The sequence below is a fragment of the Sinomicrobium kalidii genome (assembly GCF_021183825.1).
Taxonomy (GTDB): domain Bacteria; phylum Bacteroidota; class Bacteroidia; order Flavobacteriales; family Flavobacteriaceae; genus Sinomicrobium; species Sinomicrobium kalidii.
In genome coordinates, this window is the sequence record NZ_CP089211.1 from 2,572,040 (window position 1) to 2,592,492 (window position 20,453).

Here is a 20,453-nt window from a genome sequence, read left to right on the forward strand (position 1 = left end):
AGCTTCAAGACTCAGCACTATGCTCCCTCAGGTAAGGATTACGGAATTTCAAGGACAATTCTTGCTAAAAAATACTAACAAAAACCTTAATTTTTGTTAAAAAATTATATATTTGGGAATCCTTATTACTAACTAAAACAAGTTTTTTATGAGAAAAGTATGTTTTGCCATGGCCGTTCTGGGCCTGGCTATGCTATCCTGTGACCGGGATACGGATGCGGGAACCACGCCGGAAGCTGAAGTGAATCAGGAAATAGACATGAGCGATTTTTATGTTTATGCCGAAGAGGATAATCTTGCTTCCAGGCCGGAAGCCGGCGGTAAGAGTTGTTATTCCATGCAGATGCTTAAAAAACAACTGGACAAGGACCCCGGACTCTATCAACGGATGTATGACATCGAAAAGGAGTTGAGAACTTTTATCGCATCCAAAAAGCCCGACGGTGTTGGTAATGGTAACGGAAACGGGAATGGAGGAGATGACGGGGGCAGCGATCCGGTAGACGATGGAATGGGTACCATAACCATCCCTGTAGTGGTACATGTAATTTACAGCAACTCGCAGGAGAATATCAGTGATGCACAGATTAATTCTCAAATTCAGGTGCTTAACAATGATTTCAGTGCATCTAACAACGACATCACACAGGTGCCTGCCGAGTTCGAAGGTGTTGTGGCAGATTCGGATATACAGTTTACACTAGCAGATGTTATTCGCAAATCTTCCACCAGGACGTCATGGGGCACAAATGATGATATGAAGCACGCTTCGGAAGGGGGCTCGGATGTAGTTGACCCTTCTACCTACTTGAATATCTGGGTGTGTAACATCGGCGGAGGCATACTCGGATATGCACAGTTCCCGGGAGGTGACCCGGATACCGACGGGGTGGTTATATCTCCCCAGTTTTTCGGTTCGCAGGGCTATGTCCAGGCTCCTTTTGACAAAGGAAGGACTGCAACCCATGAAGTGGGGCACTGGATCAACCTTCGTCATATTTGGGGCGACGGAAGATGTAACCGGGACGATTTTGTGGCCGATACCCCCACTTCCGACCGTCCCAACTACGGATGTCCTTCTTACCCCACCGCACACTGCCGCTCCAATGACATGACCATGAATTATATGGACTATGTGGACGATGCGTGTATGTATATGTTCTCCGAAGGTCAAAAAACCAGGATGAGAGCCATATTTGCCCCGGGAGGTGCCAGGGACAGTTTTGTACAGTAGAAAATTGTAAAATATTCCTAAAGGCACCTTTTTTGGTGCCTTTTTTGTATACCTTTAGTAAAACTTATTATGAAAATACTGTTTACCATATTACTGTTTGCCGTTACGGCCGGGGAATGCGATAGTTCTGTAGCAACAAAAGGCAAGGACACTGCCCAGGAAGAAGACGTCCGTTTTTATTACAATGCACTCTCCAGGGGGTCTTTTTATGATGTAACCATTACCAGGGAGGCGATCACCGTTAAAAAAAGCAGGAACGAATCAGACAAGATTGTCGTAAAGACCGGGGATGAGGACTGGAAAGCCCTTTTGACTGAATTACATAAAACGGATATAGCCCGTATACGGGAATTAAAAGCCCCTACCGATAAAAGGCTTTATGACGGAGCAGCCCACGCCGAACTGATCGTTACCAAAGATGGGGAGGAATACAGGTCTTCCGGTTTTGATCACGGCTATCCCCCGGAAGCGATAGCGCCATTGGTTAAAACTATACTGGGATTGGCAGAAACTGTTGAAAAGCAATAATACTTATCGTATTTTTGCATAAAAATTGCACTATGACGATTAACGAGATTCAGGAAGAGATAGTTGAGGAGTTCTCCATGTTCGACGACTGGATGCAGCGCTATGAATACATGATAGAGCTCGGCAAGTCCCTTCCCCTGATCGATGAAAAATACAAGATTGATGATAACCTTATAAAGGGATGCCAGAGCAGGGTATGGGTGCACGCCGAACTCCGGGAAGACAAGTTGTGTTTTACGGCAGACAGTGATGCCATAATAACCAAAGGCATCATTGCCATATTGATAAGGGCTTTTTCCAACCAGGCGCCCAAAGACATTATTGAGGCCGATACGGGCTTTATCGACGAGATAGGATTAAAAGAGCACTTATCGCCAACCCGTGCCAACGGATTGGTGAATATGGTGAAGCAACTGAAAATGTATGCCATAGCATACCAGACGCAGTTGAATTGACAGCGCCGGCACAGGCCGGAAAAATGTAAACCAATAAATTTTGAAGACATGAGTGCAGAAACAACCATAAATACTACCGAACTGGGCGAAAAGATCGTAAAGGTGCTGAAAACGATATACGATCCCGAGATTCCCGTGGATATATACGAACTGGGACTTATTTACGATGTTTTTGTCAATGAAGAATACGACGTTAAAATATTAATGACGTTAACCACGCCTAATTGTCCGGTTGCCGAAACCCTTCCGGTAGAGGTAGAAGAAAAGGTGAAATCCATTGACTCCATACACGATGTGGAAGTGGAACTTACTTTCGATCCGCCCTGGAACCAGGACCTTATGAGTGAAGAAGCCAAGCTGGAACTCGGGCTATTGTAAAAAAATCCGGATTTTCGGGTTGTATACCCAACAGAAAGGCGACTAAAAAACCTGAAGCCGACAGTTGAAGGATAAAAACTCAAAGACTCCAAAACTCCAAAACCAAAATGGCAGAAGAAATTGTAAATCGCGTGGCCCAGAGCAAACTCGTAACTGTAGACCCGGGGGACTACTATCCCGAAGGGAAAAGGGTTTTGCTGGATATTAAGGACTGGCTTTATGAAGGCTTTATCCTCAGGGAAAAAGATTTCCGGGAGGCATTGAAAGGTCACGATTGGAGCCGTTATCAGGGTGCTTATGTGGCGCTTACCTGTTCTTCCGATGCCATTATCCCTGCCTGGGCATTTATGCTGGTAGCCACTTATTTAACCCCTTTTTGCAGGAAGGTTGTGGTAGGCGATATGGAATTGCTCGAAAGCACTGTCTACCGCGAAGCCCTGCAAAATATTGACTTCACCCGTTTTAAAGACCTGCCGGTGATCGTGAAGGGATGTGCAGACAAACCTGTGCCCCGTAATGCATATATCATGCTGGTCGAAGAACTTCAGAAATTCGCAAAAAGCGTGATGTACGGAGAAGCATGTTCTTCCGTTCCGTTATTTAAACGGTAAAATCGTACACTTTATCCCTCACATGTGTTAAAAAACTTCTTATTTTTGTCAGAACAAGACGTCCGATTTACGTTTAGGGCTTAAAAAATTAAAAAATAAGGAGATGAGAAAAATTGTATTCACACTTGCCTTTGCACTGTGCGCAATGGCAGTTAAAGCACAGGTAATGGATGAAGATTCATTTAACAAGGCACAAGACACCACAAGACAGGAAGGTTGGGTCCGTGGCGGTACCGTTACCTTTTTATTGAATCAGTCGGCGTTTTCCAACTGGATTGCCGGAGGGCAAAACAACATTGCCGGAAACCTGAGCCTGAATTACGATTTTAACTACACAAAAGGCGACTGGACCTGGGACAACAAGATCATTGCCAGCTACGGTTTGACAAAGATCAAGGACGAAAATACCAGAAAGACTGATGACCGGCTGGAATTTAACTCCCTGTTGGGTAAAAAAGCAACGGGATACTGGAGTTATTCGTTCTTTGTAAACTTCCGAACCCAGTTTACCGACGGATACGATTACACTAACGATGAGGAAGAAGAGTTTGCGACTTCCGGATTTTTTAAACCTGCTTACCTGACCTTCGGCCCCGGTATGCTGTGGAAAAAAAGCAATAACCTGAAGTTTAACCTGGCACCGGTTACTTCCAAAATGACTATTCTTACCGGTGAAGTCTTTACTTATGACAAGGCCAGCGCCACTTTCGTGTCCAGCGACGATGTAGAGACCTTTGGTGTTGACCCGGGAGACAGCTTCCGTTACGAACTGGGGTTTTATGCAGCCGGATATTACAAGTTTAACATTATGCAAAATGTATCGGCGGAGAATATCCTCAGCCTGTATTCCAATTACCTCGAAGACCCCCAGAATGTGGACCTGGACTATACGTTAAACCTGGTAATGAAAATCAACGATTACCTCTCCACAAACCTGACCTTCCAGACGATATATGACGATAATGCCTATAAGGGATTCCAGATCAGGGAAGTGTTTGGCCTCGGTGTTAATTTCGCATTTTAAGACATATTGAAATTTCCTCCTGTAGGGGGAGAGATGTAGACATAAAGTGCCCGTTGGAAAGAATAATGTATTTTATTCTTCTCAACGGGCTTTGCTTTTTAAAAATCGTCGGTGTACTCCGGGTACAAAAAGTTGTTGTAAGGAAACCGGGTAACATGGATCTTCCGGACTTCCTCATAAACCTTTTTCCTGAACTCCGACAGGTTTTCCTTGTTTAAGGCAGATATAAACAATGCCTGCCCGTTCATCCGGTTCATCCATGTATGTTTCCAGTCGTCTATGGTAAAGTGTTTTGCCGATTTTTCGGTGGCAAGATCGTCCGGAGCTATGGTCTCGTGAGTATACTGGTCAATCTTGTTGAATACCATAAGGGTGGGTTTGTCTGATGTGTCTATTTCCGATAGTATCTGGTTTACCGAGGCAATGTGTTCCTCAAAGTTGGGATGCGAAATATCGACAACATGCAGCAGAAGGTCGGCTTCCCTCACCTCGTCAAGCGTACTTTTGAACGATTCCACCAGTTGTGTGGGCAGTTTACGGATAAACCCTACGGTATCGCTCAGCAGAAACGGCAGGTTGCCTATAACCACCTTTCGGACCGTGGTGTCCAGCGTGGCAAAGAGTTTGTTTTCGGCAAACACATCGCTTTTGCTTATCACGTTCATCAATGTGGATTTCCCTACGTTAGTATACCCAACCAGTGCTACCCTTACCAGTGCTCCGCGGTTTCCGCGCTGGGTGGCCATTTGCTTGTCAATGGTGGCCAGTTTCTTTTTCAGCAGGGAAATGCGGTCGCGTACAATACGGCGGTCGGTCTCGATCTCGGTTTCCCCCGGACCACGCATCCCGATACCACCACGCTGCCGCTCAAGGTGGGTCCACAATCCCGCCAATCGCGGGAGCAGGTATTCGTATTGTGCCAGTTCCACCTGCGTCCGGGCATAGGAGGTCTGGGCCCGTTGGGCAAAAATATCCAGGATGAGGCTGGTACGGTCCAGTATCTTGCAGCGAAGTATTTTCTCTATGTTCTTTTGCTGGGCCGGGGAAAGCTCGTCGTCAAAGATCACCGTGCCTATTTCGTGTGTTTTTACAAAGGCTGCAACATCTTCCATTTTTCCCTTGCCGATAAAGGTCTTCGGATTGGGGATGTCTATTTTTTGTGTAAAACGTTTCACAACTTCACCCCCGGCAGTATAGCTAAGGAATTCCAGTTCATCCAGGTATTCGTTAGACTTCTCCTCATCCTGCTCCTGGTTTATCACACCAATGAGCACTACTTTTTCATAATTTAAGGTCTTTTTTTCCAGCATAAAATTTAATCAACAATAAACTACCGGCTGTTTTTAATGATTTTTTGTTTTTTTGACCATTCCCCGTTTCCTCAAACCGATAGTAACAAAATGTATACGTGGGATTTAATGGAATACAAAGGTACATAATTCCGTTCTTTTCGAGGGCTGTTGTTTACGGATTTGAACGCTGTGGCCGGAAAAAAAAGCGGACTTTATTTCTTCAGTCTTACAAAATCATTTCCGTCCCGGCTGTATAATTGTTACTTTTAGTTTTTAAAATATGTCCGTACCTTATGTTTTTTAAAAAGAAACCGGCCCAAGACCTTTATACTGTAGGCTTTTACAACCTCGAAAACCTGTTCGATATCCGCAATGATCCGGAAACCCTCGATGACGATTTTACACCGGAGAGTGTTTTGCGCTGGACGAAAAAACGGTATCGCAATAAGCTGTTCAAACTGGGGAGGGCAATATCCGATATCGGGTATAAAACGAGCCGGAGACCTCCCGTGCTGGTAGGTCTTGCCGAAGTGGAAAACCGGCAGGTTATCGAGGCACTGCTGGAATCGCGTCGTCTGAAGGACAAAGGGTACAAACTGGTACATTACGATTCCCCGGATGAGCGGGGGATAGACACGGCTTTGATCTACCAGTCCCGCCATTTTGAAGTGACCGCTTCCGAAGCCGTGCCCCTGCTGGTAGACAATCCGGATGGCCAGCGCGATTATACCCGCGACATACTTCACGTTACCGGTTTGCTGAACAACCAGCGTATCCATTTGCTGGTAAACCACTGGCCTTCGCGCAGGGACGGGGATGAAGATACAGCCTATAAGCGTGTTGCCGCCGCCGGAGTGGTACACGAAATCATGGATAAGGTGAAACGGGAAGAAGAAGCCCCCGCCTTTATCATTATGGGGGATTTTAACGACAACCCGTTTTCTAAAAGTGTGAAAGAACACCTGTTATCTCCCGACCTGTACAACCCGATGGAACGATTGCATTCCCATGACAGGGGGAGTGCCAATTACAATTTTAAATGGAGTTTATTTGACCAGATATTGTTCTCCCGTGATTTCTTTGTGGAAAAGAAAGGGACCCATAGTTTTGCCCATGCAGATATTTTCGACAAACGGTTTCTCAGGGAATGGTCGGGGAAGTTTAAAGGAACGCCTTTCCGCACCTATGCAGGGAGGAGGTATTTCGGGGGGTATAGCGATCATTTCCCGGTATATGTGCAGCTGAAACTAAATGTGTAGGATGGCATCTTCGGGCAGGATGTCCTCTCCCCGGAACCGTAAAAACACCTGTGCCGTGGCTACCACATCCTTTTCACAGTACGTTATTATCTTGTCAATGTCTTTTTCCTCGTAGAAAACGTCCCTTACCTGGCTGCCGTCAATATCGTCTTTGGGCGAGGGGACATTGAGAATATTGGTCAGGAGTTTCAGGGAAGTAAAGTGTTTGTAGTCACCGAATTTCCACAGTTCCATTGTGTCCAGGTGCGGCACTTCCCAGGGTTTTTTACCGAAAAGGTTCAGTTTGAAGGGAATTTGTATGCTGTGGATGATCATACGGCGGGCAATATACGGAAAGTCGAATTCTTTTCCGTTGTGTGCACACAGAAGGTGATAAGGCTGGCTGAAATGTCCTTCCAGCAGGTTTTTGAATTCGGTAAGCAGTTTTTGCTCTTCGCCGTAAAAGGAAGTGGTACGGAACTGTCTGTCATTTCCTTTGGAATAAAAATACCCTACGGAAATACATATTATTTTCCCGAATTCCGCCCAGATCCCTGCCCTGTCATAAAATTCTTCCGGACTGTAATCGTCCTTTCGCTGGTAGGCTGTTTTTTGTTCCCAGAGGTCCTGTTCTTCACTTGTCAACCGGCTGAAATTTTCCTTTTGGGGAACAGTTTCGATATCCAGAAAAAGAATATTTTCGATGTTGATCTTTTGTAACATGTTATGTTTGGTTTAACATTGTAAAGGCTTCATCAATATAGGTATAAAAGTCACTGCTGTGCGGATCATCCCCGGTGCGTTTGGCTTTGCGATGGCCGAGCCGGACAATAATAAGATCGTCTTCCGGGATTACAATAACATATTGCCCGAGATGCCCGCGCATGTAAAAAATATCCTTGTTTTTGTAATTGCTGAGCCAAAAACCGTAACCGTATTGCGGAGTGTCCGGGAATCGCGGTGTTACAGATCTGGCAATAAAAGCGGAGTCGAGCAATTGTTTTCCGTTCCATTTGCCGTGGTCCTTATACAATTTTCCGAAGCGGGCAAAATCCCTGGCATTGCCGGCCACACAGCAATAGGCTTTTTCCATGCCGTATTTTTCGCTGTCCAGTTGCCATAAGGCATTGTTTTCAGCTCCCAGGGGTTTCCAGAAATTATCGGAAAGGTAGGCAGACAGTGTTTGCCCGGTGGCTTTTTCCAGTACCATGGCCAGCAGTTCCGTGTTGCCGCTCAGGTATTTGTAGGATTGTCCCGGTTCTTCCACTACTTTCAGCCCGAGGATAATATCGCGAAGGTTGTCGTCAAAATAGGCCCTGGTGGTAATGGAGAACGGACTGTAATACGATTCGTCCCAGTTGAGTCCGCTTGACATGGATGAGAGGTCGCCTACCGTTAAACGGGCAGCCATGCCTTCGGAAAATTCAGGAAAAAAATCACTTACCGGCTGGTCCAGGCTTTTTATTTTACCTTCCGTAATGGCTTTACCCAGCATCGCCGAAACCATGCTTTTGGCCATGGAAAAAGAGTTGCTTTTGGAGTTTTTGTCATAACTCTCGTAATATTGCTCATACCATATGCTGTCATTTTTGATAATTGCAAAAGCAACGGTACCCATTTCTTTGTGGAGGGCCTGTAGCTTTTCGGTGGGGTCAACTTTGTTGTAATCCCGGTGCAGAGGCCAGGGTTGCGGATCACCTTTTTCGATAATACGATTGTCAAAAACAGTGTAGTCGTTCAGGTAAGCTGTGGTATGCCCCGTACCGTAAACATTGATAACGGCCTTGATGAGATAATCGTAATTAAACAGGTACAGAGAAACGATGAGCAGGATAACAAGGGCGATGAGCCATTTGAAAAATATCTTGAGGAATTTCATGAGGACAGGTTGATTTAACGGAATTAAAGATAATAAATTATCTGCTCCTTTTGGGGAAACCGGAGTTTTGTTAAATTCAGAAAAGGGACTGCTGCTTATACGGACTTTCGTGCTCCAGCAACCATTTTTTTCGCCATATCCCGGCCCCGTAGCCCGTCATTGAACCGTCACTTCCTATAACACGGTGGCACGGCACAATGACCCAGAGCGGATTTTTCCCATTAGCCCCCGCTACGGCACGGATAGCCTTTACGTCGCCCAGCTTTTTGGAGAGTTCCAGGTACGACGTGGTTTTCCCGTAGGGGATTTTCAAAAGTTCGTCCCATACGCGTTTCTGAAAATCCGACCCTTCGGGGTTCAGTTTCAGGTCAAATTCCTGCCGTTTTCCTTCGAAATATTCCCTTAGTTGATAAGCACAGTCTTCCAGTACTTCAGGGATAACTTCGTCATAGGTGATATCTTCCGTATTGAGGGCGGAAACGGAAGCAATACCGTTTTCATCTCCCCGTATCCGGGCAGGGCCAAGAGGTGTTTTGATGTGTACGGTCATCATGGTTCCTCGTCTTTGTCGTTAATGATACCCAATCGCTTGGCGCGTAACTGCCAGTTCCTCCTGGCCAGTACCTGAAGATTTTCCACGTTGTCGCTTTCATCCACGATCTCCAGGCCCAGCAGGGTTTCGATAACGTCTTCCATGGTTACCAGTCCGCTTACGGAGCCGTATTCGTCCACGATCAGGGCAATGTGGTCCCGCTGTACGATAAAACTCTCAAAAAGCTTTGGAATAGGCAGGCTTCGCTGGATGACAAGAATGTTACGCCTGATATCGGCCAGTTTCATGTTACCATTACCGTTGATGATCTCTTCCATGACCTCGTCCTTCAGGATAAACCCGGTAATGTTGTCGGGGTTGCCTTTATAAATAGGTATCCTGGAAAACCGGAGTTTCGGGTTGTTCTTAAAAAACTCCTCTATCGTAAGGTCTTCGGAAGCCGTTTTGATCACGGTTCTCGGGGTCATGATATCCTTGGCCTGTACTTCGTCAAACTGCAAAAGGTTTTTGATGACCTTGCTCTCGCTTTCGTCAAAAACGCCTTCTTTTTCGGCAATGTCGGTCATCGCCGAAAAATCTTCCCTGCTGAAAACCGATTCATGTGTATGCTTTCCGCCTATGAGCCTTGTAGCAAGGCGAAGTGTCCACAGGATGCCGGTGTAATGCAATGGGAATATAATGATATTGAGGGCTTTGGAGGTAAAGTTTGCCAGTTGTTTCCAGAATGTAGCCCCTATGGTTTTCGGAATGATCTCCGATACTACCAGGATCAGCACGGTCATTATTGCCGAAACAATTCCCACGGCATTGTTACCGCTGCCGAATGTTTTCTCCGCCTGTACCCCTACCAGGATGGCTCCTACCGTGTGGGCCACGGTATTCAGGGTGAGGATGGCTATCAGCGGTTTGTCCACGTCGTTTTTAAGAGCCTCCAGATTATTTGCATAGCTTTTTCCTTCCTGTTTTTTCAGATTTATAAAAGTGGGGTTAACACTTAGTAAAACAGCCTCCAGTACGGAACACAGGAAGGAAAAAAATATGGATATGGTGGCGTAGAAAATTAATAAGGCCATTTGTTCTTCTTGGTTTTAACAAATGCTAATTTAGGAAATTAAAACCGGTTTGGAAGTGATATGGCAAAAGGGAAAGGAAAAAACTGCCCGGAATACTTCCGGACAGCTTTTATACAAGGTATTTATGAAAGCTGTGTATTCAGGAACCGTACGAAACGGTCGGTTTCGTATAAAATGGCTTCTGCTTCCAGCGGGTTTTCATAAGAATCGTCGTATACGCTGATCTGGAGGGGTTTTCCCTGGCTTTTTTTATGGAAACTAATGGAAATGTCCCGGAGAATGGTTTTGTAATTGTCGTTCCTATACCCGGATTTTTGCAGTATACAGGAGTCGAAATCCCGAAGGTCTATAATGTCGAAACGCTTTTGTTTCGTGTGATAATTCAGCAGTTTTTTTTCACTATTATCCAGGACAAACACCTGGGAACCTATGGCTTCCCTGCTCAGGTTTTTGATGTTGTGCTCGGCACAGATCTTATTGATATTCGCGTTCAGCTTTTTCTTTTTCCTGTTTTCCTTGGTCAGGATATAAATCACGGGGGCCATGAAGACCAACAGGAATGCAAGCCCCATTTCAAGAGATATGAAATCCATTTCTATGTTTTTTTAATTGAATTTATGATACGGTGTATTTCCTTTTAATGTTATTGACATTCAGGTTAATACTGGTCAGGAAGGAAGAAGTGCGTATCAATAAAAAAAGTGAAATGGAAATAGTAATTGCGCTATACGGTGTTTGAGGTCTTTGGGTTTTCCGGTGTGAAATGCTTCGAAAATACGGAGGGGGAGGCACGGTAATCCGTAATAGGTAAACTGTGGTACGGGCAACCCGTAAGACAGGTTTTTGATATCACCCCCTAAAAGGGTGCGTGACAATTCTTCCTCTGCCAGCAGACCGGATGGAGCTGTAGCTTTGGCAATGCTGTAGGAGGTATAGTTTCCGGCCTTTGCCTTAACAGTTGCAATTTCGGAAGCCGTTCCCCACAGGGCACATAGCCATAATAAAACAAAGGCGAGAGAAACGTATATTTTGTACCGTTGTTTTTTCACGCTGCAAAATTACGCTGAATACCGCGGAGCAAAAGCCAAATCGAAGTTAAAATTTTAAGTAATTTGTACGAAAAATCCAGGGTAAGAAGGGATTTTGGACTTTTGGCGTATTCTTTTTGTTTTTCATAAGGTGTTTTTACTATTTTTATTCGCCATACCCCAACGGGCATTTTTCATGAAAAAAAGAAAACATCTTCCCTATTGTCTTAATTGTCGGACCGAATTGACTGAAAAGGACAACTATTGTCCGGTATGCGGTCAGGAAAACCTGGACCGGAAAGTACCACTGGGTATATTTATGGCCGACTTTTTTTCCAATTATTTAAGTTTTGATTCTACCTTTTTCAGGACGGTTCCGGTCTTTTTGTTCAGGCCGGGGAAGCTGACAAATACGTATAACGAGGGAAAAAGAAGGGCATATCTGAATCCCATTCGCCTGTACCTGGTGATGTCCCTGTTCTATTTCTTTGCAGTGAGCCTTATTGTGCCCCGCAACTTTTTTGATCAGGTCATGGCCGGAGATTATATGGGGGCATTTTTAGATGAATCCATGCAACAGTCTGAAATAAGAAATTCGTTGAGTGCGCAGGAACAAATGGAGCTGGATAGTGTGATACGGCTTACAAAAGAAAACAACCTCAATATTGTATATAATTTGGATAGCATAACAGGAAAAATGGCTGATACGGCTTCAGGCAAATTGGGCTGGAAAGAATTGAAGCTAATGGCACAGGACCCGTTGGTATCCGATAGCACTTTTGCCGGTGTTATGAAGAAGAACGAACTGAAAGTATTTGATTTCCTGGACATGAAACAGCAGCGGAATTTCGTGGCGAATTCCAATTTGTTCATGGTGGGCTTTGCACGGAACCTGCCTGTAATGATGCTTTTTCTGCTGCCCTTTTTTGCACTGATCCTGAAGCTGCTGTATATACGCAGACCGTGGTATTATGTGGAACATCTTATCCACGGCCTGCATGTACATTGTTTTGCCTATCTCATTTACGGCATCGCGATTGTCCTGATCTATTTTAAACTGGGAAATGCCTGGTGGATAGGTACGATCTCGTTTTTAGCGGTGTCTCTTTATACCTTTGTGTCTGTGTTAAAGGTATACCGGCAGGGATGGTTTAAGGCGCTCATAAAGTTCAATATACTGGGATTTACCTATTTTTTTCTTTTCTGGATAGCCCTGATTTATGAACTGTATATTTCCCTGTTGGTCCTGTGACAACCTTTTCGATGGTCATCCGAAATGACAAAACCGGGTTATCTGTTTAACAATTTGACCGCATCTTTGGCAAAATATGAGGCTATGATGTCGGCCCCGGCGCGTTTTATGGCAGTAAGTTGTTCCAGTATCACGGCGTCGTGGTCCAGCCAGCCTTTTTCGGCTGCGGCCTTTATCATGGCATACTCACCGCTCACCTGATAGACTGCCACAGGGACATCGAATTCATTTTTAATATCTCTTACAATGTCGAGATAGCAGAGTCCGGGCTTCACCATGACGATATCGGCGCCTTCGTCAATGTCCATTTCGGTTTCACGAAGTGCTTCTATGCGGTTACCGTAATCCATCTGGTAGGTCTTTTTGTTTTTGGGAACATCTTTCCGGTCTACAGGGGCGGAATCGAGAGCATCCCGGAATGGCCCGTAAAAAGCGGAGGCATATTTGGCGCTGTAACTCATAATGCCGGTGTCGGTATACCCTTCTTCTTCCAGGGCTTCACGGATGGAGAGAATACGCCCGTCCATCATATCGCTGGGGGCTACAAAATCGGCCCCGGCCTGTGCATGGGAAAGGCTCATTTCGGTAAGGGCGTCTACCGATTCATCGTTCAGGATACGTCCGTTTTCCACGATGCCGTCATGCCCGCAGGACGAATAGGGGTCCAGGGCCACATCGGTCATCACCAGCATTTCCGGAACCGTGTCCTTTACGGTTTTTATGGCTCGCTGCATGAGACCGTCGGGATTGACAGCTTCCGAACCTTTATTGTCTTTCAGGTTTTCGGGAACCTTTACAAAGAGCAGGACGGATTTTAAGCCCAGTTTCCATAATTCCCTGATCTCTTGCTCCAACAGGTCAAGGCTATAACGGTAATAACCGGGCATGGAGGCGATCTCTTCCTTTACGTTGCTGCCTTCGGTTACAAAGAGGGGTGCCAGAAAATCGTTGGGTGTAATGATGGTTTCGCGTACTAACGAGCGAATGCTTTCATTGGTTCGGAGGCGTCTATTGCGTTTTAGAGGATACATATGTTAGGGTTTTGTGTTTATTTTACTATTGATCTTATCAGCTTTGGCAACTAACTTTTTTGGTGCTTTAAACCGATAACCGATAAAGACCTGAAAAAAAGGAATACGGTCATTTACACGGGTTGAATGCTCTGTACTGTGATTTAAAAACAGGTAACTGTAATGGGCTCCCAGATAGATATTGGACAGGTCATAAGTCAATGTGCCTTTAAGGTTTAATTCCGTTAAGAGTGACGTTGTTGATTTCTCGTTGGAATTTGAATAGTTCAAACCGATACCGGCTGAGATACCGGCCAATAGTAACAGGTTTTTTGCCGGCACCATATTGTAATAATAAGCAGGTGAAAGTGCTATGTCAAACAAATACATATCGTCGTTGAGCGAATCCATATTGAGATCCAGCTTGGTGTAATAATATACAATTCCGGGAATGAAACTCCCGGCATTTTGCAGTTGTTTTTCATTTTGGGAAGCTATGGCCCTGAATGAAAACTTATCGTTTAAAATATAAGATGTGGAACCACCGATTTTAAAGGATTTTATTTTCGGGTAATAGAGACTGTTATTTTCATATGCAATAAAAAAACCTTTCTCCTGATACAGATCCAGGGTCTGCATCCATTTACCAAAATAAGTTCTCAGGTTCAGGCTGAATAATTTTGAATCGTTGTTGTCTTTATTCTCGGCGAGGAAATCCGGTGCGATGGAATAAGAGATTGAGATAGCCCTGAAAGATACCGAAGCACCGATACGGTCTTGTTTGTTGGGAATCAGTTTAACATCTCCGGAACTCTTGTCATTTAAATTAAAGGAATTTGAAGTGTTCACATAAAACAAACGCGCTGTTATTCTGTTGGGAAACGATTCGATGTAGTCATCCCTTTCGTCATAAATAATGGCTCCTGTAGTCTCCTGGGCATTCGTTGAAATGCTGAAAAAAAGAATAAAAAGGATTAAAGATGATGGTTTCATACCCAGGATTTAGGTGCTTTGAGAACATGGAGTAATTTCTCTTCCTCACTCCCTTTTTCGGGATGATGGTCATATACCCATTGCACACGGGGCGGGAGGCTCATTAAAATGCTTTCTATGCGTCCGTTGGTCTTCAGGCCGAATAAGGTCCCTTTATCGTGTACAAGGTTGAACTCCACATACCTGCCCCGCCGGATTTCCTGCCAGTTACGGTGTTCTTCGGAGTACGGAAGATCTTTTCTTCGCAATACAATGGGAAGGTAAGCCTCCAGGAAACTGTTGCCCACTTCGGTAACAAAACCGTACCAGTCTTCCACAGCCATTTTTTCGGACGGTTTGCAGTAATCAAAAAAAAGACCGCCTACGCCGCGGGCTTCATTCCTGTGGGTATTCCAGAAATAATTGTCGCATTTCTTTTTGAAATCATTATAAAAGGAAGGGTCGTGTTTGTCACAGGCCGATTTACAGACCTGGTGAAAATGTCCGGCATCCTCATCGAAAAGGTAATAGGGCGTGAGGTCCTGTCCGCCGCCAAACCAGCAGTCGGCAACATTGCCGTCTTTGTCGTACATTTCAAAATACCGCCAGTTGGCATGTACAGTGGGGACAAAAGGGTTTCGGGGATGAAGCACAAGGCTTAGTCCGCAGGCGAAGAAATCGGCCCCTTCCACACCGAAATAGTTCTGCATGGTCTCCGGGAGTTTCCCGAAAACCCGCGAAATATTCACTCCGCCCTTTTCAAAAACATCACCGTTTTCTATGACGCGTGTACGTCCGCCTCCGCCGCCGGGACGATCCCAGAGGTCTTCACGGAACTTTGCCTTGCCGTCTGCCTGTTCCAGTTGTGAGGTTATGGTGTCCTGCAATTCCTGTATGTAATGGAAAAATTTTTGTTTCATGCTTCATGTGTTTTGACAAAAGACCTGCTTATTTTTCGCAGGTGTTATATCACTAATGTGTTGATTTCTCGATCACGCCTGAGATGACCGCAACGGGACCACCGGGTTGAACAAAGCCGGAAACTTTTCACTCCGGGGCATCCTCTATATGGACCAATTTTCCAGAATGCATCCGGATGTCAGACACGTCGGTTATCTTTTTGCTTGAGGTCATGGTTTCTTTTAACTCCTTGATGATTACGGCATCCGTAAACTCCGCTCCGGTATCAAGCCGTTTGGCGAACAATTCCCTTCCCACGGCATTGTTGTGGAGGTCCATATGCCTTGCAAGTTCGTGATTTGGTGCAAATTTTTCGTGCCAGTCCGTAATTTGTTTGGCCCAGGCGAGGGACTTTTCCGGATTTTTGTTCCATTTCATGGCTTCCCTGGCAAGGAAGACATTCCAGAGGGCATGGCGAAAAGCATTGGCCCTGCCGTTGCCCTTGTGTTTTTCCGGATACAGTTTACGGCATATGTCCAGGCACTTTCCGGTGCCCTTTGCCGTAGGGATCAGCATAAGCGGGTGTCTGGCAAATAAGGCCAGGAGGCTTGTTATTTGCCGGAATTTCAGGTGTTTTATTAATTTCCATAACGACATTATCCTTGTTTTTTGAAACGGTAGAGGTTCGTTATGTGATTTTCACTTCCAGACGGGCAGGCATCTTTTGAGTTTATTATTCCCTGTATTCCTTGACTGCATCAATAAATGCCCTGGCGTGATCTACCGGAATATTGGGCAATATGCCGTGCCCCAGGTTGGCGATGTAGCTGTCTTTTCCGAATTCGGAGATCATCTGGTGTACCATTTTTCTGATGGTAGCCGGGGGAGACAGTAATCGCGAAGGGTCGAAATTTCCCTGAAGGGTGATTTTCCCGCCGCTCAGGTAGCGTGCATTCCTTGCGGAACAGGTCCAGTCTACTCCCAGTGCACTTGCCTTGCTCCGGGCCATATCGTTCAGGGCAAACCAGCAGCCTTTTCCGAATACGATGACTTTGGTATACGGGGCGAGGGCTTCGACGATCTGGTTGATGTATTTCCAGGAAAATTCCTGGTAATCGACGGGCGACAGCATACCTCCCCAGCTATCGAAAATCTGGACGGCATCGCAGCCGGCCTTTACTTTTTCGAGGAGGTAGGCTATGGTGGTATCGGTGATCTTTTGCAACAGGGTGTGGGCAGCTTCCGGTTGCGAAAAACAAAAGCCCTTGGCCATATCGAATGTTTTGGAGCCTTTTCCCTCCACTGCATAACAGAAAATGGTCCAGGGCGAACCGGCAAACCCGATAAGCGGCACTTCGTCGTTGAGTTCCTGTTTGGTGAGTTTTATGGCATCCATTACATAACCCAGGGTCTCATGAATGTCCGGTACCCTTGCTTTTTCCACATCTGCCGGGGTGCGTACAGGATTGGGTAACCAGGGACCTATATTTTCTTTCATTTCCACTTCAATGCCCATAGCTTGCGGAATGACCAGGATGTCAGAAAAGAGAATAGCCGCATCGGGTTTTACAATCCTGATGGGTTGTATGGTAATCTCTGCTGCAAGTTCGGGTGTTCGGCAACGGGTAAAAAAGTCATATTTGTCCCTCAAAGCGCGAAATTCGGGGAGGTACCTTCCCGCCTGGCGCATCATCCACACCGGTGGTCGTTCAACGGTTTCTCCGTTCAGGGCTCTCAGGAATAAGTCGTTCTTTATCATATTTTGTATAAGCGTTATATTTTTTTAAAATATTTTGCGGCACGGGCTATGGTGCTTTCCACGTCGGGAATATTGGCAATGACAATATTTTCCGTCCGGTCTTTCAACGCATCGGCAGTTGTGGTGCCAATGCAAAAACAGACCTCCTGATCCAATGTGTTTTCTTTCAGATAGCTTCGGACCCCGGAGGGGCTGAAAAAGAGGATGCCTGTTACCGGTGTTTTTATTTTGTGCGGTGTAAGTCTGGTGGTATAGGCCTCTATTTCGTTGAAATCGACATGGTGTCTGGTAAGGGTATCCGGAAGGTCTCCTCTTCTGAGGTTACCGCAGAAAAATGTAAAACCGGGACCAGCATGTTTTTGAACGATTTCCGAGGCCAGTTCTTTTGCATAATCAGCTTGTACGGTAACGTTAAAGCCATGTTGTTCCAGCAGGGCACTGGTTTTTTTACCTACGCAGAAGCAATTTTTTTGTTTTAATACGGCACTGTCTTTATGTTGAAGGACACTTTTTACGGCATTGCGGCTTGTAAAAATAAGGTGGTCCTTAACCGCACTGAGATCCATCTCCTTGTACCCGATTGTAATAAAATCGGCCTCTGTCATGCGAAAGCCGGCATGGAGTAAAAGTTCTCTTTGACGCGGGAGCAGTTTTTTGGTGGATAATATGCGGGGTACGTCCTGCATTATTCGATAGAACAAAATTTGGCAATGTCCTTGTTAGCTCCGAAAACCACGAGGATATCATTCGCCTGCACCACAGTGTCCTTGTTTACTGCTCCCAGCACCTTACCGAGGGATTGCCTCGTCCCGAAAAAGGAAGTCTTCGTTTCTTTTCGGATGATGGTAATGATGTTGAGGTTATATTCGTTCCGGAAATCGATCTCCTGGAGCGTTTTTCCTTCAAATTCAGACAGCGCCTGGATCTCGGAAACGGAGTGGTTGGGGTCCAGTTCGAAATTGTTGATCATGCTCTTCAGGTTGATCTTTTTGGCCAGGGCCTCGGCAAACTCCTGTTCCGGATGGACAATGGTTTTTATCCCCATGGCGTGCAGGACGGTATCGTGAATGGGCGAGAGGGACCGGCTTATGATTTTTGCATCGGTCAGTTTTTTGAGGATGGCGGTAGCGATAATGGTGGCCCCTTCGTTTTCTCCTATGGCAATGACGGCAATGTCCGCATTTTTTACAGGAACAGCTTCATAAGCCATCTCGTTAGTGGCATCCATGCATACCGTATGGGCAATGGTGTCCTTGAGACGGTCTACCTTCTCCATTTTATTGTCTACACCGATGACCTCATTTCCCATTTCGGTAAGATATACGGCCAGAGATGACCCAAAGTTTCCCAGTCCGATGATGATGATTTTCATTTCTTTTGTATTTAAGTCAGGAACCTGGTGGCTGAAGCCGGAAATTTTTTCTGACTTCGGACACGCTTCCCTCCGACTTTGTTAGTTTATTAAAATATTTTCTTCGGGGTACCTGTGGAAATTATGCTGAATTTGCCGCAGCATACCTATCAATAAATTGAGCAGGCCTATCCTGCCGAAGAACATTACAAAAATAATTACATACTTGCTGGGGTCGCTGAGTTCTCCCGTAATACCGAGCGACAATCCCACGGTGCTGTATGCCGAGAATATTTCAAAGGCCACTTGTATCAGTGAGAGGTCCTTTTCGAATATGAGCAACAGCAATATGGCATTTCCGATAACGATCAGGGAGATACAGATAATGGCAAACGCCCTTTTTATGGATTGGTTGTTGATTTTACGTGTGCCGATCTCTATATGTGCCTTACCCCTGGCCATGGAAATAATGTTGAGCGTTGCCAGTGCAAAGGTACTGGTTTTTATCCCCCCTCCGGTAGAGGCGGGAGATGCCCCAATCCACATCAGCAGGATAATGAAGAGGATGACCGGCATGGTCAGGTCGGCAAAATCCACGGTATTGAAACCGGCAGTCCTTGTGGTCACGGACGTAAAACTCGCCGTGGTTATCTTGCCCCAGAGACTTTCATGATCTTTCAGTATGTTCCCTGTTTCTCCCAGGTAAATGAATATGGTACCGAAAAACAGCAGTACGGAAGTAGTGGCTATAACGATCTTGGAATTGAGCGTAAGTACCCTTACCGGCTGTACGAACTTCCGGTGGACAATGAGATTGAGCACCAGGCGCTTGAAATATTTTATGAAGTTAGAGACGATGCTGTATCCCAGTCCGCCGAAGATGATAAGATAGATGATAATCCACTGAAAAGTGTAGGAGTGGTTTATGTTGTTGTCGTAAAACCCTTCTGAGAGAATGGAAAAACCGGCATTGCAAAATGCAGAAATGGAGTGGAATATCGAAAAGAACAATTTGTTTTGAATGTCCGGGATGTCGTGAATGCTGTAATAGATAAAAACAGCACCAACCAATTCCAGTCCGAAGGTGAAGATAACTACTTCTACCGCCATTTTCAGAACATCGTTGAGGCGCTCGGTGCCCATAATGTCCTTGACGTTAAGGCCTTCCTGAAAAGAGGTTCCGCCTTTGAAGAAAAAGGCAAAGAAAGAGGTAAAAGTAAGCATACCGATACCTCCGAGTTGTATTATGGTAAGTATAATGGTCTGTCCCAGGAATGTAAAGTCCGTTGCCGTATCCATCACTATGAGGCCTGTTACACAAACCGCACTTGTAGAAGTGAAAAGGGCATCTATATAACGGATACCGTTGGTGGTGGCATTGGGGAGCATCAACAGAAAAGATCCTATGAGGGCAATAACGATGAAACTTCCTATAAACAGTATAAGAGGGTTGTGGTAAACGGTATACAGTTTCCGGAGCAAGTGGGTGAGCCTCAACAGGAAATACAGGATCAACCCAATGTCGATGAGGTAGGATATTTCCCTTATTTTGTGAATGCTGTTGAAATCACCTATCCAGAAAGTCGCCAGGGTAATGACTACGGTACTGATCAATACGATCAGGTTAGCCTTGTACATGCGGTTAATGGGAGCTTCTTTGGAGATATACAGCCTGGCAAAATTCAGGATGATCAGTGCAACGGCTATGCCCAGCAATACCAGCGATTTGTTATAGATCAGGTGATAATCCGATTCATATCCGAAATCGAAGATCAAAAAGACAATGAGGATTACATCCGTAAAGCCATAGATCCTTGAAAGAGGGCTTTTGTAACTTTTTAAATTTTTTTTAGGCATCCTTTATCCGAAATATTTTCCGCTCTTCTCCCTAATCATCGGGATATGAGTGGCAAACA

General features: G+C 45.4%; 23 protein-coding genes. 8 read left to right on the forward strand and 15 right to left on the reverse strand.

The features are described 5' to 3' along the window. Positions 1 to 148 precede the first annotated feature (148 nt). From LS482_RS10180 to LS482_RS10205, 6 genes are all read left to right on the forward strand, one after another. The gene (locus LS482_RS10180; RefSeq protein WP_233031675.1) at positions 149 to 1,234 is read left to right on the forward strand and encodes a zinc metalloprotease; all 1,086 of its coding nucleotides are present in this window, start codon (positions 149 to 151) and stop codon (positions 1,232 to 1,234) included. A gap of 69 nt (positions 1,235 to 1,303) precedes the next feature. Next, positions 1,304 to 1,762, forward strand: coding sequence for a hypothetical protein (locus LS482_RS10185; protein ID WP_233031676.1), 459 nt, complete (start codon positions 1,304 to 1,306; stop codon positions 1,760 to 1,762). A 32-nt stretch (positions 1,763 to 1,794) separates the two neighbouring features. Then, positions 1,795 to 2,217 carry a SufE family protein gene (locus LS482_RS10190; RefSeq protein WP_233031677.1) on the forward strand — a complete coding sequence of 141 codons (423 nt, stop codon included), beginning with the start codon at positions 1,795 to 1,797 and terminating at the stop codon, positions 2,215 to 2,217. Positions 2,218 to 2,265: 48 nt separating this feature from the next. Next, complete coding sequence (locus LS482_RS10195) at positions 2,266 to 2,595, forward strand: SUF system Fe-S cluster assembly protein (protein ID WP_233031678.1); 330 nt, start codon at positions 2,266 to 2,268, stop codon at positions 2,593 to 2,595. Between the two features lie 107 nt (positions 2,596 to 2,702). After that, a complete protein-coding gene (locus tag LS482_RS10200) occupies positions 2,703 to 3,206 on the forward strand; it encodes a DUF2480 family protein (RefSeq protein ID WP_233031679.1) in 504 nt (167 codons plus the stop codon). Positions 3,207 to 3,309: 103 nt separating this feature from the next. After that, positions 3,310 to 4,230 carry a DUF3078 domain-containing protein gene (locus tag LS482_RS10205; protein ID WP_233031680.1) on the forward strand — a complete coding sequence of 307 codons (921 nt, stop codon included), beginning with the start codon at positions 3,310 to 3,312 and terminating at the stop codon, positions 4,228 to 4,230. Positions 4,231 to 4,328: 98 nt separating this feature from the next. Here the strand turns inward: LS482_RS10205 and hflX are convergent, their stop codons facing one another. Then, positions 4,329 to 5,540 (reverse strand): GTPase HflX, encoded by a 1,212-nt coding sequence (gene hflX, locus LS482_RS10210; protein ID WP_233031682.1) that lies wholly within the window; start codon positions 5,538 to 5,540, stop codon positions 4,329 to 4,331. 275 nt (positions 5,541 to 5,815) lie between these two features. On the opposite strand from hflX, the gene LS482_RS10215 reads away from it, so the two are divergent. After that, positions 5,816 to 6,781: an endonuclease/exonuclease/phosphatase family protein gene (locus LS482_RS10215; protein ID WP_233031684.1), complete on the forward strand. Its 966-nt coding sequence runs from the start codon at positions 5,816 to 5,818 to the stop codon at positions 6,779 to 6,781. Here LS482_RS10215 and LS482_RS10220 read toward each other — a convergent pair. From LS482_RS10220 to LS482_RS10245, 6 genes are all read right to left on the reverse strand, one after another. Further along, positions 6,770 to 7,483 (reverse strand): 3'-5' exonuclease, encoded by a 714-nt coding sequence (locus tag LS482_RS10220; RefSeq protein ID WP_233031686.1) that lies wholly within the window; start codon positions 7,481 to 7,483, stop codon positions 6,770 to 6,772. The genes LS482_RS10215 and LS482_RS10220 overlap by 12 nt on opposite strands. 1 nt (position 7,484) lies before the next feature. Then, complete coding sequence (locus LS482_RS10225) at positions 7,485 to 8,639, reverse strand: serine hydrolase domain-containing protein (RefSeq protein WP_233031688.1); 1,155 nt, start codon at positions 8,637 to 8,639, stop codon at positions 7,485 to 7,487. A gap of 76 nt (positions 8,640 to 8,715) precedes the next feature. Continuing rightward, complete coding sequence (locus LS482_RS10230; protein ID WP_233031689.1) at positions 8,716 to 9,192, reverse strand: methylated-DNA--[protein]-cysteine S-methyltransferase; 477 nt, start codon at positions 9,190 to 9,192, stop codon at positions 8,716 to 8,718. Further along, positions 9,189 to 10,265: a CNNM domain-containing protein gene (locus tag LS482_RS10235; RefSeq protein WP_233031690.1), complete on the reverse strand. Its 1,077-nt coding sequence runs from the start codon at positions 10,263 to 10,265 to the stop codon at positions 9,189 to 9,191. The genes LS482_RS10230 and LS482_RS10235 overlap by 4 nt, the downstream gene beginning before the upstream one ends. A gap of 122 nt (positions 10,266 to 10,387) precedes the next feature. Continuing rightward, the gene (locus LS482_RS10240) at positions 10,388 to 10,858 is read right to left on the reverse strand and encodes a hypothetical protein (protein ID WP_233031691.1); all 471 of its coding nucleotides are present in this window, start codon (positions 10,856 to 10,858) and stop codon (positions 10,388 to 10,390) included. Positions 10,859 to 10,954: 96 nt separating this feature from the next. After that, a complete protein-coding gene (locus LS482_RS10245; protein WP_233031692.1) occupies positions 10,955 to 11,314 on the reverse strand; it encodes a hypothetical protein in 360 nt (119 codons plus the stop codon). A gap of 175 nt (positions 11,315 to 11,489) precedes the next feature. Here LS482_RS10245 and LS482_RS10250 point away from each other — a divergent pair, with 175 nt between their 5' ends. Continuing rightward, complete coding sequence (locus LS482_RS10250) at positions 11,490 to 12,545, forward strand: DUF3667 domain-containing protein (protein ID WP_233031693.1); 1,056 nt, start codon at positions 11,490 to 11,492, stop codon at positions 12,543 to 12,545. Between the two features lie 38 nt (positions 12,546 to 12,583). On the opposite strand, the gene hemB is transcribed toward LS482_RS10250, so the two are convergent. The 8 genes from hemB to LS482_RS10290 all read right to left on the reverse strand — a co-directional run bounded on the left by hemB (position 12,584) and on the right by LS482_RS10290 (position 20,394). Then, positions 12,584 to 13,576 (reverse strand): porphobilinogen synthase, encoded by a 993-nt coding sequence (gene hemB, locus LS482_RS10255; RefSeq protein ID WP_233031694.1) that lies wholly within the window; start codon positions 13,574 to 13,576, stop codon positions 12,584 to 12,586. Positions 13,577 to 13,579: 3 nt separating this feature from the next. Continuing rightward, complete coding sequence (locus LS482_RS10260; protein ID WP_233031695.1) at positions 13,580 to 14,548, reverse strand: DUF4421 domain-containing protein; 969 nt, start codon at positions 14,546 to 14,548, stop codon at positions 13,580 to 13,582. Beyond that, positions 14,545 to 15,447, reverse strand: a complete 903-nt coding sequence (gene hemF, locus LS482_RS10265; protein WP_233031696.1) for an oxygen-dependent coproporphyrinogen oxidase — start codon at positions 15,445 to 15,447, stop codon at positions 14,545 to 14,547. The genes LS482_RS10260 and hemF overlap by 4 nt, the downstream gene beginning before the upstream one ends. A 127-nt stretch (positions 15,448 to 15,574) precedes the next feature. After that, positions 15,575 to 16,084, reverse strand: coding sequence for a DUF6973 domain-containing protein (locus LS482_RS10270; RefSeq protein ID WP_233031697.1), 510 nt, complete (start codon positions 16,082 to 16,084; stop codon positions 15,575 to 15,577). A gap of 76 nt (positions 16,085 to 16,160) precedes the next feature. Then, complete coding sequence (gene hemE / locus LS482_RS10275) at positions 16,161 to 17,186, reverse strand: uroporphyrinogen decarboxylase (RefSeq protein ID WP_233031698.1); 1,026 nt, start codon at positions 17,184 to 17,186, stop codon at positions 16,161 to 16,163. A gap of 14 nt (positions 17,187 to 17,200) precedes the next feature. After that, the gene (locus LS482_RS10280) at positions 17,201 to 17,872 is read right to left on the reverse strand and encodes a uroporphyrinogen-III synthase (protein ID WP_233031699.1); all 672 of its coding nucleotides are present in this window, start codon (positions 17,870 to 17,872) and stop codon (positions 17,201 to 17,203) included. Next, positions 17,872 to 18,558 (reverse strand): potassium channel family protein, encoded by a 687-nt coding sequence (locus tag LS482_RS10285; protein WP_233031700.1) that lies wholly within the window; start codon positions 18,556 to 18,558, stop codon positions 17,872 to 17,874. The genes LS482_RS10280 and LS482_RS10285 overlap by 1 nt, the downstream gene beginning before the upstream one ends. 81 nt (positions 18,559 to 18,639) lie before the next feature. Further along, on the reverse strand, positions 18,640 to 20,394 hold the full coding sequence (locus tag LS482_RS10290) for a TrkH family potassium uptake protein (protein WP_233031701.1): 1,755 nt from the start codon (positions 20,392 to 20,394) through the stop codon (positions 18,640 to 18,642). Positions 20,395 to 20,453 lie beyond the last annotated feature (59 nt).

Bases quoted from the DNA above. Each gene is read 5' to 3' on its own strand.
- LS482_RS10180 (WP_233031675.1), top strand. From the start codon at position 149: ATGAGAAAAGTATGTTTTGCCATGGCCGTTCTGGGCCTGGCTATGCTA.
- LS482_RS10185 (WP_233031676.1), top strand. From the start codon at position 1,304: ATGAAAATACTGTTTACCATATTACTGTTTGCCGTTACGGCCGGGGAA.
- LS482_RS10190 (WP_233031677.1), top strand. From the start codon at position 1,795: ATGACGATTAACGAGATTCAGGAAGAGATAGTTGAGGAGTTCTCCATG.
- LS482_RS10195 (WP_233031678.1), top strand. From the start codon at position 2,266: ATGAGTGCAGAAACAACCATAAATACTACCGAACTGGGCGAAAAGATC.
- LS482_RS10200 (WP_233031679.1), top strand. From the start codon at position 2,703: ATGGCAGAAGAAATTGTAAATCGCGTGGCCCAGAGCAAACTCGTAACT.
- LS482_RS10205 (WP_233031680.1), top strand. From the start codon at position 3,310: ATGAGAAAAATTGTATTCACACTTGCCTTTGCACTGTGCGCAATGGCA.
- hflX (WP_233031682.1), bottom strand. From the start codon at position 5,540: ATGCTGGAAAAAAAGACCTTAAATTATGAAAAAGTAGTGCTCATTGGT.
- LS482_RS10215 (WP_233031684.1), top strand. From the start codon at position 5,816: ATGTTTTTTAAAAAGAAACCGGCCCAAGACCTTTATACTGTAGGCTTT.
- LS482_RS10220 (WP_233031686.1), bottom strand. From the start codon at position 7,483: ATGTTACAAAAGATCAACATCGAAAATATTCTTTTTCTGGATATCGAA.
- LS482_RS10225 (WP_233031688.1), bottom strand. From the start codon at position 8,639: ATGAAATTCCTCAAGATATTTTTCAAATGGCTCATCGCCCTTGTTATC.
- LS482_RS10230 (WP_233031689.1), bottom strand. From the start codon at position 9,192: ATGATGACCGTACACATCAAAACACCTCTTGGCCCTGCCCGGATACGG.
- LS482_RS10235 (WP_233031690.1), bottom strand. From the start codon at position 10,265: ATGGCCTTATTAATTTTCTACGCCACCATATCCATATTTTTTTCCTTC.
- LS482_RS10240 (WP_233031691.1), bottom strand. From the start codon at position 10,858: ATGGATTTCATATCTCTTGAAATGGGGCTTGCATTCCTGTTGGTCTTC.
- LS482_RS10250 (WP_233031693.1), top strand. From the start codon at position 11,490: ATGAAAAAAAGAAAACATCTTCCCTATTGTCTTAATTGTCGGACCGAA.
- hemB (WP_233031694.1), bottom strand. From the start codon at position 13,576: ATGTATCCTCTAAAACGCAATAGACGCCTCCGAACCAATGAAAGCATT.
- LS482_RS10260 (WP_233031695.1), bottom strand. From the start codon at position 14,548: ATGAAACCATCATCTTTAATCCTTTTTATTCTTTTTTTCAGCATTTCA.
- hemF (WP_233031696.1), bottom strand. From the start codon at position 15,447: ATGAAACAAAAATTTTTCCATTACATACAGGAATTGCAGGACACCATA.
- LS482_RS10270 (WP_233031697.1), bottom strand. From the start codon at position 16,084: ATGTCGTTATGGAAATTAATAAAACACCTGAAATTCCGGCAAATAACA.
- hemE (WP_233031698.1), bottom strand. From the start codon at position 17,186: ATGATAAAGAACGACTTATTCCTGAGAGCCCTGAACGGAGAAACCGTT.
- LS482_RS10280 (WP_233031699.1), bottom strand. From the start codon at position 17,872: ATGCAGGACGTACCCCGCATATTATCCACCAAAAAACTGCTCCCGCGT.
- LS482_RS10285 (WP_233031700.1), bottom strand. From the start codon at position 18,558: ATGAAAATCATCATCATCGGACTGGGAAACTTTGGGTCATCTCTGGCC.
- LS482_RS10290 (WP_233031701.1), bottom strand. From the start codon at position 20,394: ATGCCTAAAAAAAATTTAAAAAGTTACAAAAGCCCTCTTTCAAGGATC.